This window comes from Rhodoplanes sp. Z2-YC6860, assembly GCF_001579845.1.
Taxonomy (GTDB): Bacteria; Pseudomonadota; Alphaproteobacteria; order Rhizobiales; family Xanthobacteraceae; genus Z2-YC6860.
Genome location: NZ_CP007440.1, coordinates 1,333,415 through 1,348,567, shown reverse-complemented (window position 1 = coordinate 1,348,567; position 15,153 = coordinate 1,333,415). Strand labels below are relative to the sequence as shown.

Sequence of the window (15,153 nt, the reverse complement as noted above, 5' to 3'; positions counted from 1 at the left end):
GACGCCGCGGTTGTTATTTGCTCCGTTGCTCAGTTCGCCGCGAGCGCCTGAGTGATGTCCGCCTGCTTCGTCGTGGTGCCGTGACCACCGGCAATGGTGGCGCCGGAGATGCCGGCCTTACGCAGCGCGTCACCCACCGCAACGGTCGCCGGCGAACGGCCGATGGTGCCGCGCGGCGAGACGAGGTCGGTGACATAGACGATGTTCGGCCCGACCACATGGCCGATGATCATGCCGTCCACGTGCGGGTTCGGAATGTTCATCAGCTTGATCTCGGCCGTGTCGTCCTTCAGCGCCATGGTGTCTTTCACCTCGACGATCTTGGCGGCCTTGTTGCCCGCCTTCTGCTGCGCGTCGGGCGCGACGGTGTGTTGTGCCCGCGCGGCTTTCGCGAACACGTCTTTCGAGCCCGCCGGCACCACGATGGTCGCGCCTTCGGCCACATAGGCCCGCATGCCGCCGGTGTGATCCATGTGATGATGCGTCAGCACCAGATAGCGGATCGGCTTGCCGGGATACTTGGCCTTGGCGGCGTCGATCACCCAGCGCGACTGCTTCTCGCCGTAAGGCGCGTCGAAGATGACGAGATGATCCTTCATCGCGACGATCAGATTGTTGGCCGTGCCGCCCTGCACGTGCTGCACGTTCGGCGCGAGTTCGACGAGCTTCAGCCCGCCGCCCGCCGGATGGATCACGTCGTCGCTGTCGAGGAAGCGTGTCAGGTAGAGACGCCGGATGACCCATTGATAGGGTGCGTCGGCCGCAGGCCCCTTGGCGTTCTTCACGGAGTCGGGCGTCGTCGTGGCATTGGCCAGCATCGGTGCGTTCACCGACACGTCTTTCTCGGTGAAGTGCGCCACCTCGACTCCGTTCAGCCGGCCCGACTTGGTCTGCGGCATCTGCACGCCGCCCACCGGCCGCCAGTCGCTGAACACCAGATCGTAGTTGGAATCGCCCGCGATGTTGTCGTCGTCGCGGGTGCGCACCGCGGCCGGAAGCCTGGTCTTCTTGTCGAACAGCACCGTGAAATTGTACTGCCCGACCTTCAACCCGATCGCCGGCAACGACTGGTTGCCGAGCTTCTGTGCCGGCATCGCGCTCACGGCGTCGGGATGCTCCATCGCGTAGAGCATCAGCGTCGGCGAGCCGCGCACCATCTCGCGCGTCTGCGCGGCAAGCCGGATGCCCGACATCGCCTGGCTGCCCTTCTCGTCGGTCACGTAGCCCATCTTCTGGGTCATGACCTCGCTGTATTTCATCTTGATCGCGGGATCGGGATATTTCTGGTCGCGGTCCCAATCGATCCTGACCGTGTGATTGGCGAAGTCGCCGGTCGCCGTGTAGGTGGCGTCGCCGAGAAAGCGCGGCTCGCCGCCGGGCTTGAAGGCCTGGCCGGGCTCCCAGAATTTGGCCTCGCCCTTGATCGAGATGGTCTTGAGCGCCTTGAGCGCATCGGCGCCGCCTTGGGCTGCGACCGCCTGTTTCACCAGATCCTGTGCGGACTGCGCGGCGGCCGAAGTGGTGCTAAGTCCAGTTGCGAGCAGCACGCCAAACACGAGCGCCACGCTCGACGTCATCAATCGATGCATGCGTAACCTCCCAGTGGTTTTTGCGGATGTTTTGCGTCCCCCTTTTACCGAGGGTTCGACAGTCCAAACCCCGAAGATGCGGGGTTATTCGGCTTCAGACCTTGGAAGCTTCAAGCGTTGGACGCTTCAAGCCTCCGAAGCTTCGTTCCGGGATTTCCAAGCCGCGACCGAGCCAATCAAACCGATCACGGCGAGCGCGAGCGAAATCAGCACATTATAGCCGGCCAGCGACAGGCCGAGAAAACGCCAGGCTGCCTCGTCGCAGCGAACCACGCGGGTCGAGTTGATCTTGTCGAGCAGGCTGCCGCCGCCGCTGTAGCTCGGGATCGGGCCGGAGCAATCCGTCGGGCCCGGCCACCAGCCCCATTCGACGCCGGAATGATAGGTGGCCAGCGCCGTATTCCAGAGCATGGCGCAGGCAATGGCGAACAGCGCGAGCGCAATGACCTTGCGGGACGAATTGACCGAGCGGCCGAGCAGGATCATCGCCGCGAGCGGGATCGCGACGTAATAGGCGACGCGCTGCTCGAGGCAGAGCGGACAGGGCGGATAGCCCAGCACGTATTGGAAGTAGTAGGCGCCGAGGATGGTGGCGATGGCGATCACCGCGATCGCAATGGCGGCCGCGGCCGGCGGCTCCCTGCGGGCGAAACTCAACGTGCTGGCAACCATCGAAATATCCCGGCTTTTGGCCGACACCGGATAGCGCCGCGGGCCCCCGAAGTCGATGCAAAAGCATGTGAAGCGATGGGGGCCGGTCCGGGGCCGGCCGTCGGGCGGGATTATCGCCCGAAAGATTGACCCCGGATCATGCTCAAGATTGACCCAAGGACATCCGTGGCTATGATCCCGGCCGCCTGAATACGGCCCTCGCGGTCGTGCCCCTGTGGCGGAACTGGTAGACGCGCCAGACTCAAAATCTGGTGATGGCAACATCGTGCTGGTTCGAAACCGGCCAGGGGCACCAACGACCAACCCGCTTCATCGAGAAAGACGGCGCGGCCGCGTAGCTGAGAATTTTCGACCTTATTTGGGGCACATCCAAGGGCGATTTCTTGCTCGCGCAGCCGACGCACTCGTCGCACGGCAAACCGAGCGGCTTACTTTGCTGAGCGTACGCCGGCTAAAGACATTCTCGGCCAACGTCAAAGACTCAGCCCTTGGACATCGGTGATAAGCGTCGCGCATTTGCGACGTAATCAGAACGAGCCGATGGCACACTCAGAGATTGCACTAGACCGTGTACTCATGAAATTCCCCATGTCTGCTTTGCTCCCAGGACCGACAAACGGACATCGCTGGATGTCGGCGAAGTGCCAATAGCGACATCAGCCCGTTTCATTCGATCAAGGAGTTTGCCCGGTGAAATTTCGATTCTGCGGCGAGAGCATCTTCGTCTTCACCGAGACGCCTGCGGGGTTCCTATTTTGCGGACATCAGCGTCAATGACTGATCAGGCGGCCATTCTGTCCGCCGACGCCGGGCCCGTGGAGGTTGCCGGCATCACTTCCGCTTAATGTCTCTTGAACTCCTATGTCCGCGCTGGGTTGTCAGCTTCAGGGGTTGTGTGGGTGCAAGCATTCGAAGTTTGGCTGCAATCGATTCCACCACTTTATGTTCCAGCCCGCGACGAATCGCGATTCCAACCTGCATTGGCTTGATACGCGGAAGGTAATACTCGGTCGCTACCACCAAGCGTCCGTCGATCTTGCGCTGCGGAAGCGCCATTAGACCAAGTCCATGCGCTGCCGCAGTTAGACGCGCGTGAAGATCGCTGCTCGAAAATACGACGCTGTAGCCTATTCCCGCGTGTTCCAGCGCATTGATAAACGGAGTGTCCGTTTGTGTTCCCGGCCAGCTTATGACTGGAAGTGGCAATCCAGGACTGAGTACAAATTCAGGACTTCTCACCCAAACGAATTCTTCCTGCCAAGCGCCAAGCAGATCGCCGACTTCGGATGGAGGGTTGAACAGCAGGGCAACATCGAGATAGCCATCAAGCAGCGTCTTCGCCAAGTCGCTAGGCATATCGCATTGGATACTTACGTGAGGACCGTTCGGATCGGGCTTCCATAGCGATAAGAACTCATCAATAAACAGCGGCGAAATGCCAAGCCGGATGACTTGACTGTCATGCGCGCCGCCACTGATGGCGAGTATTTGATCGTTGGCCTCAAGAAGTTTCCGCGCATGGCCAAGAATGATTTTTCCTCTCGCAGTGAGTTGGTGGCCACCGCCGATTTTCTCGAACAACGCTGATCCTGACAACACCTGCAGCCGTTTTACCTGAGCGCTGATGGCAGACTGTGTAAGCCCAAGCTTCTCACCCGCTTTTGTGAAGCTCCCAGTCTCTGAGATCACAACAAGCGTCCGAATGACTTCTGTCGGAATATTGATGTGTTCGTAGCGCCTGTGCACGGAGACTTCCTCCTCGATTGAGGACTATGCCCGCAACCTGACCGCGAGACCTTGATATGCATCAATCTAAGTACTTTCATGGATCGCTTGGTCATGGTCCGCTTCTCGTTCGGCCATTAGCGACGCCGACGCTAGGCCCGCGCCAGCATGAGCCCTGAAACAAACGAAAGCGATCCTCAGTTGGCTATTTCTAGCTTTTGATCGCTACGACTACTCGCGTTCAGCCGTTTGGAATGAAGCAATAAAACTATTCATGCGAACTTTAGCCTCGACTTAAAGGTCAGTGCCTAAAAAGTCACGTTACCGAAGCAGTCCGCGATACAGCAACACTCCAAGATGGATGGTAAGTGCACGCCCGCCCTACCCAGGTGACCGGTATGATCGCTTTCGCCCACGTTCTGAATTTTGTCTGGGGCGCCGGTCTCCTTGCTTACTTCTGCGTGAAACAACCGGACTCTTTCTGGGGACTTAGCATCGGGCTCTTGGCCATGGCCGCTCTGGTCGGAAGCGTCCGCTTCATGTTGGCCGAGACTTGTCCGAGCAGTTACAAGCCGATGTGCTGCCCGGCCGCCTTGAAATCAGGCGTCTCAACAGACCGACGTTAAACGCCGACGGCCCGCACTTCGCGCAAAAGCTGGCGAAAGTCCTCGCGATAAGCAAGCTCATGCTCAGCCAATTTCGACCGATAGCGGCCTTGTCTACCGATGTAGTGGCTTATTTTGAATAAGTCAGACTCTTCCTTACGACTGAACCGGGTAGAGGGATTTGTACTTATCTGCCTCCGCTACTCAGGCTTTATTGCCTGCGCGATTGACTGCGATGATTTAATCAGCCCGAAGAAAAAAGAGATGAAGTCCCTCAATTCCATTACGCGGGCTATAGCTTAGGCAGGCGTAAGTGATGCGTTCTGGAAGATCGCGAAATCCCTGGGCCTTCGCTTTGTCTGCTTCCTCGCGTTCCATCTGAGCCTATGTCTTCATCTGTGATGAGCGTCGCGCATTTGCGATGTAATTGTTTCCCAACGAGCCGATGGCACGCTCAGATATTGTACTAGCTTGCGTGAGACACCTAGGCTTCACGTACTCGGAACGGTGCCACCCCAATAGCTTTTGTTCTTGATTTGTTCTTTCGTCTAGTGTAAGCTCTATTCCATCTTGCTTTGCCTCGACACCGTCGATCGCGATGCTTGAGTTCGTAGCAAGACGCGGCCGCCGACAACGCGTGCCGCGGATGGAGCGCCGGGAGGCGTCGGGCTCTTCGCACGGGCCCGCGCGCCCCGGGACCCCCACTGCCCTCACAGCATTGGGTCCCGGAAGCTCGGCGCGCAGGCCGGCCGATCGCAAGGCTGGCCTGACGGAGCCTCGCAAGCTCCGTGGCGCCTCCCGGCGCTCCATTCCTCTCCCGTTCGGGAGAGAGAAGGAAAACAGGGAGACGGGCGCATCCGGGCGTCCGAAAACAAAATCCCGGACCAGCGGAGCGTTGGCTACCCGAACGGTCGACCGAAAGGAGCGGGCCCCTGTTGCACAAACCTTTCGACCGTTGGTGTCCGGCAGTGCTGCCCGCCCCGGCGGCGGGCCTGGCCACCGTCGCAACGATCATCGCCGGCGCATTGTCTATGACGGATCGGAGGTGCCGCCGCGGGCGGCGGCGCAGTCCGGCCGCGGCCGGACCTGAATTGATCCTGGTCAAGGCCAGGACGGCATGGCCGCATACGATATTGCGTCATGCTGTCCCCGATTTCGGAGCCTCCGAATTTCACCTCCACGAACAAGGCCAATTGGAGCGATCGCACCCGCCTGAAGGCCCAGGCGACCCTGGCCGGACAGCGCCGCGGTCTGCGGGCGTTTTTGCCCTTTGTCGGGCCGGCCGTCGTCGCGTCGGTGGCCTACATGGACCCCGGCAACTTCGCCACCAACATCCAGTCCGGCGCCGCGCTCGGCTACGAACTGCTCTGGGTGGTGCTGTTCGCCAATGTCACGGCGATGCTGTTCCAGTCGCTGTCGGCGAAGCTCGGCATCGCCACCGGACGCAATCTGACCGAGCTCTGCCGCGAGCATTTTTCCAGGCCGACCGTCGCCGGCATGTGGGCGATCAGCGAGATTGCCGCGATGGCCACCGATCTGGCCGAATTCCTCGGCGCCACCATCGCGCTGCACCTGCTGTTCGGAATTCCGCTCCTGGCCGGCATGCTGTTCACCGCGGTCACGACCTATCTGATGCTGCTGCTCGAAGGCCGCGGGTTTCGCCCGATCGAAGCCCTGATCAGCGCGCTCGTCGGCGTCATGGCCGGCTGTTACGTCCTGGAGGTGCTGCTGGCCCGGCCGGACTGGGGCTTGATCGCCTATCACTCGGCGGTGCCGACGTTGAGCAGCCGCGAGAGCGTGGTGCTCGCGGTCGGCGTGATCGGCGCGACCGTCATGCCGCATGCCATCTATCTGCATTCCGATCTGACCAAGAACCGGATCGTACCGAATTCGAAGGCGCAGGCGCGGGAGATCGTCCGGTGGTCGAACCGCGAGATCGTTCTGGCGCTGAGCTTCGCCGGCGCCGTGAACATGGCCATGATGATCATGGCGGCCGCGGTGTTTCACGGCGGCGGACACCAGGACGTCGCAACGATCGAGACCGCCTATCACACGCTGACGCCGCTGCTCGGCGGCGCGTCGGCGGCGGTTTTCCTGATCGCGCTGCTCGCATCCGGCCTGTCGAGTTCGGTGGTCGGCACCATGGCTGGTCAGGTCGTGATGCAGGGCTTTACGGGATTGCATATCCCGCTGTGGATCCGCCGCGCCGTCACGATGGTTCCGCCGGTCCTGGTGATTGCGGCCGGCTATTCGCCGACTCAGGCTCTGGTGCTGAGCCAGGTGGTGCTGTGTCTCGCCTTGCCCGTGCCGGTCATCCCGTTGATCATGCTGACCCGCCGCACCGATCTGATGGGCGATCTCGCCAACAGCCGGCTGACCACGGCCGTGGCTATCGCGGCGACGATCGGCATTCTGATCCTGAACGCGATCCTGCTGTGGTCGGTGGTTGCAGGCGGGTAAGCGGCGGGCTGACACGCCAACGCTCTCGACTTGCACGGCTCTTCGCTTTCCGCGCCTGCCATCGCAACAGCCCGCTCAAAAACTGCGCTTATCTGCCGTCAGGCATCGACGCCATCAACGCGGTAGCCGGCGGCACGGATGCCCCACTCGGTGATGCGGACCGCGAGCGGCCACGCGACGCCAAATTCGGCCATGAAAATGAGCAGGAAGGTTGCAAGCCCTGCCGACGGCCATTGTGTCTCGACCAGTTTGCTGGCCACCGCACCAATGGCTTGGACGGCAATGATCGTCAGAACGTAGACGGACATCAGAGCGGCCGATTGCATAGGAACCCTTTCAATCATGGCCCCCAAGGCTCGGCAGCATCCTGGATCAACGCGATTGGAATGTCGTCCTGTAAAGGCTTACAGGGCCGCTGCCCGATCGATCCAAGCGGACAGCGAGGAGCCGGCGCGACATCGCGCCGCCGTCCTCCCTGTGACGCGTCGGATTCGACCGTCGTCGCGAGCGGCGTCGCGAGCGGCGTCGCGCTATTTCTCTTGCGACAATCGCGCTTCTTTCTTTGCCGGGCGCCGCAAGAACCGGCTCAGGAGGCGCCTGCGCCCCGGCCGCTTCACCAGCCGGATGTCGCTGACAAGTTTCGCTCCGCCCTTTCGGCGCTCCAGCACGACCTTGCGGTTGTGAAACGCCTCGAGCTCGGGCCTGTGCCCGACGCTGACCAGCGCGGTGTTGTCCGGCTGCCGGCTGAGCAATTCCATCAGCTTGTCCTGGCTCTCCGGATCGAGCGCCGCGGTCGCCTCGTCGAGAATGATGATGTCGGGGTTGTGCAGGAAGATGCGCGCGAAGGCGAGCCGCTGCTTCTCGCCGCCGGACAGCGTCTGATCCCAAGGCGCCTCGTCCTCGATCCTCTCGGTGAGATGGTCCAGACCGACGTGACGGAACGCTTCGGCGACCTCCTCGATGCTGCGGCTGTCCGGCGCGTCCGGATAAACTGCGGCGCGGCGCAGGGTGCCGATCGGTATGTAAGGACGCTGCGGCAGCAGCATCAGCTTCGCGCCCTTCTGCAATTCGACGGTGCCGCCGCCCCAGGGCCACAGCCCCGCGATGGCGCGCACCAGCGTACTCTTGCCGGTGCCGGACTCGCCCGCGATCAGCACGCGCTCGCCGGGCTTGATCGCGATGTCGGTGTCGGCCAGCACGGCGGTGCCGTCGTCGAGCGTCACCGACAGGTCCTTGAGGCGAAGCGCTGCGCCTTCGCCCTCGGCGGTGCGCTTGATGCGGCCGACGCCGTCGCCCTTCTCGGCACGCTCCAGCGCATCGAGCGACACCATCAGCGAGGCCGAGCGCCGCGCGCAGGCGGTCCAGTCGGCGAGCCGCGGATAGTTGTCGACCAGCCAGTTGAACGCGCCCTGCACGATGGTGAATGCCGAGGCCGCCTGCATCACTTCGCCAAGCGACATGGTGCCCTGCAGATATTTTGGCGCGCAGAGGATGATCGGCAGCACCGGGGCGATGTAACCCGAGGCCGACGACACCACGGACGTTTTCATGTTCTGGATGCAGATGCTGCGCCAGCACTTCAGCACTTTGAGCAGCGACGTTTCCACGCCGGCGCGCTCCTCCTCCTCGCCCTGGATGAGCGCGATGCTTTCGCCATTCTCGCGGAGCCGCGTCAGCACGTAGCGCAGCTCGGCCTCCGCCTGGTTCTTACCCTCGGAAACGCTGACGAAGCGGCGGCCGATGAGCAGCATCGCGCCGCTGGCGACCAGCGCATAGATCACCGCGGCAACCACCAGGAAGCCCGGAATGTGGATGTCGAAGCCGCCGACGCTGAGATCGAGCGCGCCGCCGATGGTCCACAGCACCACGATGAAGGTCGCGGCCGACAGAAAGGCTTGCAACACACCCGTGACGAAGTCGACCGGGGCCTCGGTCGCGATGCGGACATCGTCGGCGATGCGGAATTCCGGATTCTGATGATCGCCGCTCACCAGATTGAGCTGGTAGTAGCGCCCATGCCGGAGCCAGCGGTCGACCAGCGTGTCGGTCAGCCATTTGCGCCAGCGCCGCTGGATCGTCATGCGGGTGTAGACCAGCGCAATGCTGATCAGAACGCTTGCGGCCAGGATCGCGAAGTAGATCAGCGACAGCCAGAGAACCGTGCCGGCATCCTTCTTCTCCAGCGCGTCGAAGATGCCGCGATTCCACAAGTTCATCGCATAGGCGGCGCCGAGATTGAGCAGGATGATGACGAGCAGCGCGGCGCTGAAAAGCCAGGCGACATGGCGGCCCGGCGTGGTCCAGAAACGCAAGCCAGTGTGCCAGAAGCGGCGCAACAGGTAGCTGCGCCGCAGCGCTTCGGTTTCTTCGTCGGGAGCGTCGGGGCCCTTGACCTCGTTTTCGGCGCGCTCGGACTCCTTGGTCTCCGGCGGGAGGTCGGATTCGGCTCCGGTTGCGGAATCGGATTGCGGCGCCGTTTCGGGGTTCTTGTCGGGGCGGATGGTCTCGTCGGACGCTCTGGCGCTCATGCGTGAAGGAATAAATGCCAGTTCGGAATTTGGTTCCCAGGAAGTTCCCAAGAACCTTTCCCGACACATCGGCGTTCTCGGTCGGAAGGAGGTGCCGCATGGACCGCAAACGGAACGACGAAAACCGGCCGACCGAAGGCGATCTCGCCCAGGCGGCGCTGGGCGGGCCGAAGGGCCACCCGTCGCTCCCCGCCGCGCCGCTCACGCGCCGGGAGAAGGAGCAGATGCCACCCATCGAAGACCCGGGGCACGTCGCATGATGCCGAGCTTACAGGTGCGAAAAGAGAACGAAGGCCGCTTCATCGTGCGCGTCACGTGGCCGGACGGAGCTTTCGAGGAGATCGCAGGCTTCGAGCACGAAAAGGACGCCGACGATTGGATCGCGTTCAAGCTCCCCAATTGGCTGGAGGAGCAGCGGCAGGCTCGCGTCTGAGCAGCCGACAAGATCGGGCGAGCCCTTCCGGGCAGCATCGACTCCAGCAAAGAGCCCGATCCCCGGCGGGGATCGGGCTCTTGCGCGAGGACACGCTCACCCAAGCCGTGCCTCGTCGTGGGCCGTCAGTCTCGATCGTGTGGCGACCGGGAGGATTGTCACGCGCGATCGGAGGACGGCCAACAGATCGTCCATCCTGCTAAAACGCGGGGCGTGCGAACGTTCCCACGCTCGCGATGCGGTGCCGATTTCCGAGCATCCGCCGCTTCAGTTCAGGATGCGATCGTCGACCTCGGTCGTCTGGTCGGTCAGATAAAGATAGCCATGCATCAGCAGCGCGATCAGTTCGCCGCGCTCTTTCTCGGGCAATTGCGGCGTCGCGACCACGATCCAATCGCGCAACTCCTGAGCGTGCCCTTCCTCGTGCAACTTGCGGCTCATCTCCAGAAACAGCGAAATGGCCTCCGGCCCGCCGTGATTGAGCATGGCGAGATCGGTGCGCAGCAGTTCCTCGGTGAGTTTCATCACCGGCCAACCGCCGCCAGTGATTTTTTGTTCCGTAACGGGGCGGCCGCTTTTGGGGAGCCGTCAGCGCGTCTGGGTCACCGCGGCGCCGGTGGCGCCGACCGCCATCGAGCCGGCGATGTAGCCTTCCCGGAATGTGAAGCGGTGCCGGATGCGGCAATGCGGGCAAGCGAACTCGACCGCATCATTCCAGCGGGCACGCACAGAGGCGAAGTCGTCGGCCGCCGGACAGTCCACGTGTTTGCCGGTGGCCAGACACGTAAACCTGAGATGGAATTGATGCGCCATGCGGGCTAACGCCAGGCATGACGCATCCGTTTCAAAGTCGGGCAGCCGACTTAAAGCCGCTCAGAATTCTTCGCACTCCTGCTCGGCCTTGAGCGCGGTGGCGAGCCCGGCTTGCATGCGACGAGCGGGGCCGCTCACCGCGGAAGGACGCGACGCGGCAGCCTTCACCGTGGACGGCGCGAAGGCCGTGGATGAATCGCCGCCGTGCAGCTTGAACACCGCGACGCTGTGGCTCATCGCGGTCGACTGCTGCTGCAGGTTCTTGGCGGTCGCCGCGTTCTGCTCGACCAGCGCAGAGTTCTGCTGCGTGACCTGGTCCATCTGGCTCAGCGCCTTGTTGACCTGGTCGATGCCGCCGGCCTGCTCCGAGCTTGCGTTGGCGATGTCGGACACGACATTGGCGACGCTCTCGATCGAATCCACGATCTCCTTCAGCGACTGGCCGGCACGATTGACGAGATCGACGCCGTCCTTGACCTGGCTGTTGGAGGTCGTGATCAGGTCCTTGATGTCTTTTGCGGCTTGCGACGAGCGCTGCGCCAGTGTGCGCACCTCCGCCGCCACCACGGCGAACCCGCGGCCGGCATCGCCGGCACGCGCGGCTTCCACGGCCGCGTTCAGGGCGAGCAGATTGGTCTGGCGCGCAATCTCGTCGATCACGCTGATGATGTCGGAAATTTGTTTCGAGGACTCATCGATCCGCGACATCGCGGTGATCGCATGCGACACGACCTCGCCGCCGCGATTCGCCACCTCGCGCGTGGCCGAGGCGGACTGGTTGGCATGCTGGGCGTTCTCGGCGTTCTTCTTCACGGTCGCCGAGATCTGCTCCATCGAGGCGGACGTCTCTTCGAGGCTCGCGGCCTGCTCCTCGGTGCGTTGCGAGAGGTCCGTCGTGGCCGTCGCGATCTCCGACGCCGCGCTCGCGACCTCGCTGGTCGAGGCCGAGATCGCTCCGATGGTCTCCTTCAGTTGCGAGATGGCGCGGTTGAAGTCGTCCCGGATCTGCATGAATTCATCCGTGAACCCGCGGCTCAGCTGGAACGACAGATCGCCCTTGGCGAGCCGCGTCAGACCGTCGGCCAGCGCGCCGAAGGCCTCCGCCTGCTCCTTGGCCTTCTTGGCCTGTTCCTCGGCGGCTTTGGCGCGATCGGCTGCGATCTTGGCTTGCGCCGCGGCCTCGGCTTCGGCTTCGGCCTTCTGGCGGCGCAGCGTCTCGTCGGCCTCGAGTTGTGCCTTCTCGGCGGCTTTCACTTTGAAGTCTTCGACCGCGCCGGCAATGCCGCCGATCTCATCCTTGCGGCCGAGCCCCGGCAGAACCACGTCGAAATTGCCGCCGGCGAGCTCCTTCATCGAGCCGGTGAGCGCGTCGAGCGGCCGGCTGATGCCGAAGAAAGCGAACAACATCGCCGCGGCTGCGATCGCAAGCCCCAGGCCTGACATCACCATGAGCTCCAGGCGGGCCCAGTCATAGCTGCTGGCAGCGAGCGCGATCGCCTGATCCGCACCCTGCTGATTGATCTTCACGATGTTGGCAAGGTCGTTGTTCGCCGCCGTGGACGCCTTGAACAGGTCGTTCAAGAAAAACATCTCGGCTTCTTCCGACTTGTGCGCGCGAGCCAGAGCCATCAGCTTCTCGTTCATCTGCCGATAGGCATCCCAGTTCTTCGAGAAGGACTCATAGGCGGCCCGCTCCTCGGGCGTCGCGATCATCGGCTCATAGCGCTTGCGAATCGCATCCAGGCCGGCAAAGCGCGCCTGGATCTCTTTCTCGGTCTCTGCCATGTCACGGTCGTTGGCAGCCATGATGTACCGCGATGTCACCAGCCGGACGGACGACACCGCGATGTTCAGGTCCTTGGCTGCGGCGATCGAAGGCATCCAGTTGGTCGCGATGTCGACGACGCTGTTGTTCACGGCGCCGATCTTGCTCAAGCCGATATAGCTCTGTCCCGCAACAAACAGCAGCATCGTGCCGAAGAGACCCAACAGCAGCGTGCGGATGGAAAGGCCAAACATTGTTTCGTCGTCCTCGTTCGTAAGAGCTCTATCGGTTTCCGGCCATGCTCTACCGACATGGCCGTTGAATTTCTTTCGGCTCAGAATTCCTCGAATTCCTGCGCCTTGAACGCGGTGGCGAGACCGGCTTGCATGCGCCGCGCCGGGCCGCCGCGGCCAGAACCGTTGAGCTTGGCAGTGCCGGCGGGTTTGACGACAGGTGTCGGCTCGCTGCCACCGTGCAGCTTGAACATGCCGACGCTCTGACTCATCGCGGCGGACTGCTGCTGCAAGTTCTTGGCGGTCGCGGCGTTCTGCTCGACCAGTGCCGAGTTCTGCTGCGTGACCTGGTCCATCTGGCTCAGCGCCTTGTTGACCTGGTCGATGCCGCCGGCCTGCTCCGAGCTTGCGTTGGCGATGTCGGACACGACATTGGCGACGCTCTCGATCGAATCCACGATCTCCTTCAGCGACTGGCCGGCACGATTGACGAGATCGACGCCGTCCTTGACCTGGCTGTTGGAGGTCGTGATCAGGTCCTTGATGTCTTTTGCGGCTTGCGACGAGCGCTGCGCCAGTGTGCGCACCTCCGCCGCCACCACGGCGAACCCGCGGCCGGCATCGCCGGCACGCGCGGCTTCCACGGCCGCGTTCAGGGCGAGCAGATTGGTCTGGCGCGCAATCTCGTCGATCACGCTGATGATGTCGGAAATTTGTTTCGAGGACTCATCGATCCGCGACATCGCGGTGATCGCATGCGACACGACCTCGCCGCCGCGATTCGCCACCTCGCGCGTGGCCGAGGCGGACTGGTTGGCATGCTGGGCGTTCTCGGCGTTCTTCTTCACGGTCGCCGAGATCTGCTCCATCGAGGCGGACGTCTCTTCGAGGCTCGCGGCCTGCTCCTCGGTGCGTTGCGAGAGGTCCGTCGTGGCCGTCGCGATCTCCGACGCCGCGCTCGCGACCTCGCTGGTCGAGGCCGAGATCGCGCCGATGGTCTCCTTCAGTTGCGCGATGGCGCCGTTGAAGTCGTCCCTGATCTGCTTGTACTCATCGGTGAAGCCGCGATTGAGCTGGAACGACAGGTCGCCTTTGGCGAGCCGCGTCAGGCCATCGGCCAGCGCGTTGAAGGCTTGCGCCTGTTCCTCTGCCTTGCGAGCCTGTTCTTCAGCGGCCTTGGCACGATCCGTCGCGATCTTGGCTTGCGCTTCGGCCTCGGCTTCGGCTTCCGCCTTCTGGCGGCGCAGCGTCTCGTCGGCCTCGAGCTGTGCCTTCTCGGCGGCTTTCACCTTGAAGCCTTCGACGGCTCCGGCGATCTCGCCGACTTCGTCCTTCTGGCCTAGCCCTGGCAGCACCACTTCGAATTTGCCGTTGGCGAGTTCGTGCATGGCTCCGGTGAGCGCGCGCAGCGGCTTGACGATGGTGAATTGCGCGATGAGGAACGCCAGCGCGATGGCGGCGGCGAGCGCTCCGCTGATGACCGTCACGGTGGTCGCGATGGTGCTGTTGGTCTGCTCCGTGGCGTCCGCAGAGGCCTTCATGACGTACTTTTCCAGCGCGTCTGTCGCCGCTGCAGCCTGGGTGCGCAGTGCGGCGTTCTTCGACGACAAATCGCGGACGAGTCGCAACGCCTCATCGTTCTTGCCGGCGGCCTTGGCGGCTTTGATCGCGAGGTAGTCCTCCTGATAGACCTTCTCGTATCCGCGCAAAATCTCGGCAAACAGCGGCCCGTTGCTCGGCGACAGCTTCGCGATATTCTGCGCGAACTCAGCCATCCGGACGCGGTTCCGGGCGACCTCGTCGTCATTTTCCTTCAAGGCCTTGGGCTCGGTCTCGGAAACCAGCCGCCAGACCAGCCGCGCGAAATTCTGCAACGAAGACTGGACGCGGACGCCTTCCTTCATCGCAATGGATTCGCGCTCGAGCAGCACCGTGTAGGTGTCGTCGATCAGCCGCATCTTGCCGGTGGCGAACCAGGTGGCGCCCGCGATGAAGACGGTCAGGACCGCAAAACACAGAAGGATTTTGTAGAGCGTTTTGACGTTCGAGAATTTCATGTGAAGATGCGTCCTGGGCCAGCTTGGCGTGATTTCCAAACGAACGTGGCCGCCCGGCCTGGCCGCTGCGGATAGAACGCAGGGGAGGTCGGCATCTCGTGCGATTTCGGTCGGTTGGATTTCACGCGACGGGAATTTCCGAAGGTATTGTCGTATTTTTTTGGTTAAGACCGCGTAAAAACGCCCCGCGTGCCGTTGTCGCGGACCACAATCCTGACGGGCATTGGAGTCATGGCTTGTGCCTATCGCGGCAAAAGCCCGGTTCCACCATCA

General features: G+C 62.7%; 12 protein-coding genes and 1 tRNA gene. 4 read left to right on the top strand and 9 right to left on the bottom strand.

Going from position 1 to position 15,153, the window contains the following annotated elements:
- Window positions 1-29: 29 nt before the first annotated feature.
- Together RHPLAN_RS06180 and RHPLAN_RS06175 are read right to left on the bottom strand one after the other, a co-directional pair.
- Window positions 30-1,589 (bottom strand): MBL fold metallo-hydrolase, encoded by a 1,560-nt coding sequence (locus RHPLAN_RS06180; protein WP_068014830.1) that lies wholly within the window; start codon window positions 1,587-1,589, stop codon window positions 30-32.
- A gap of 126 nt (window positions 1,590-1,715) precedes the next feature.
- A complete protein-coding gene (locus RHPLAN_RS06175; RefSeq protein WP_068014827.1) occupies window positions 1,716-2,261 on the bottom strand; it encodes a disulfide bond formation protein B in 546 nt (181 codons plus the stop codon).
- A 208-nt stretch (window positions 2,262-2,469) separates the two neighbouring features.
- Between RHPLAN_RS06175 and RHPLAN_RS06170 the strand changes: the two genes are divergently transcribed.
- Window positions 2,470-2,556: transfer RNA gene (locus RHPLAN_RS06170), tRNA-Leu, on the top strand.
- 536 nt (window positions 2,557-3,092) lie between these two features.
- On the opposite strand, the gene RHPLAN_RS38200 is transcribed toward RHPLAN_RS06170, so the two are convergent.
- Window positions 3,093-4,007 (bottom strand): LysR family transcriptional regulator, encoded by a 915-nt coding sequence (locus RHPLAN_RS38200; protein WP_084244415.1) that lies wholly within the window; start codon window positions 4,005-4,007, stop codon window positions 3,093-3,095.
- Between the two features lie 1,724 nt (window positions 4,008-5,731).
- Here RHPLAN_RS38200 and RHPLAN_RS06155 point away from each other — a divergent pair.
- Window positions 5,732-7,051, top strand: a complete 1,320-nt coding sequence (locus RHPLAN_RS06155; protein ID WP_068014819.1) for an Nramp family divalent metal transporter — start codon at window positions 5,732-5,734, stop codon at window positions 7,049-7,051.
- A gap of 98 nt (window positions 7,052-7,149) precedes the next feature.
- Here RHPLAN_RS06155 and RHPLAN_RS06150 read toward each other — a convergent pair whose 3' ends face one another.
- Window positions 7,150-7,395 carry a hypothetical protein gene (locus RHPLAN_RS06150; RefSeq protein ID WP_157100086.1) on the bottom strand — a complete coding sequence of 82 codons (246 nt, stop codon included), beginning with the start codon at window positions 7,393-7,395 and terminating at the stop codon, window positions 7,150-7,152.
- A gap of 186 nt (window positions 7,396-7,581) precedes the next feature.
- Complete coding sequence (locus tag RHPLAN_RS06145; protein ID WP_068014815.1) at window positions 7,582-9,579, bottom strand: ABC transporter ATP-binding protein/permease; 1,998 nt, start codon at window positions 9,577-9,579, stop codon at window positions 7,582-7,584.
- Window positions 9,580-9,677: 98 nt separating this feature from the next.
- Between RHPLAN_RS06145 and RHPLAN_RS39035 the strand changes: the two genes are divergently transcribed.
- Window positions 9,678-9,839 (top strand): hypothetical protein, encoded by a 162-nt coding sequence (locus RHPLAN_RS39035; protein ID WP_157100085.1) that lies wholly within the window; start codon window positions 9,678-9,680, stop codon window positions 9,837-9,839.
- Complete coding sequence (locus RHPLAN_RS39030) at window positions 9,836-10,012, top strand: hypothetical protein (RefSeq protein ID WP_210180573.1); 177 nt, start codon at window positions 9,836-9,838, stop codon at window positions 10,010-10,012. Before RHPLAN_RS39035 ends, RHPLAN_RS39030 begins: the two co-directional genes overlap by 4 nt.
- Window positions 10,013-10,279: 267 nt before the next feature.
- On the opposite strand, the gene RHPLAN_RS06140 is transcribed toward RHPLAN_RS39030, so the two are convergent.
- From RHPLAN_RS06140 to RHPLAN_RS06125, 4 genes are all read right to left on the bottom strand, one after another.
- Complete coding sequence (locus RHPLAN_RS06140; RefSeq protein ID WP_198164744.1) at window positions 10,280-10,540, bottom strand: hypothetical protein; 261 nt, start codon at window positions 10,538-10,540, stop codon at window positions 10,280-10,282.
- A 60-nt stretch (window positions 10,541-10,600) separates the two neighbouring features.
- On the bottom strand, window positions 10,601-10,825 hold the full coding sequence (locus RHPLAN_RS06135; protein WP_068014810.1) for a hypothetical protein: 225 nt from the start codon (window positions 10,823-10,825) through the stop codon (window positions 10,601-10,603).
- 60 nt (window positions 10,826-10,885) lie between these two features.
- Window positions 10,886-12,844, bottom strand: a complete 1,959-nt coding sequence (locus RHPLAN_RS06130; RefSeq protein ID WP_068014808.1) for a methyl-accepting chemotaxis protein — start codon at window positions 12,842-12,844, stop codon at window positions 10,886-10,888.
- An 80-nt stretch (window positions 12,845-12,924) separates the two neighbouring features.
- Window positions 12,925-14,880 (bottom strand): methyl-accepting chemotaxis protein, encoded by a 1,956-nt coding sequence (locus RHPLAN_RS06125; protein ID WP_068014804.1) that lies wholly within the window; start codon window positions 14,878-14,880, stop codon window positions 12,925-12,927.
- Between the last annotated feature and the right edge of the window lie 273 nt (window positions 14,881-15,153).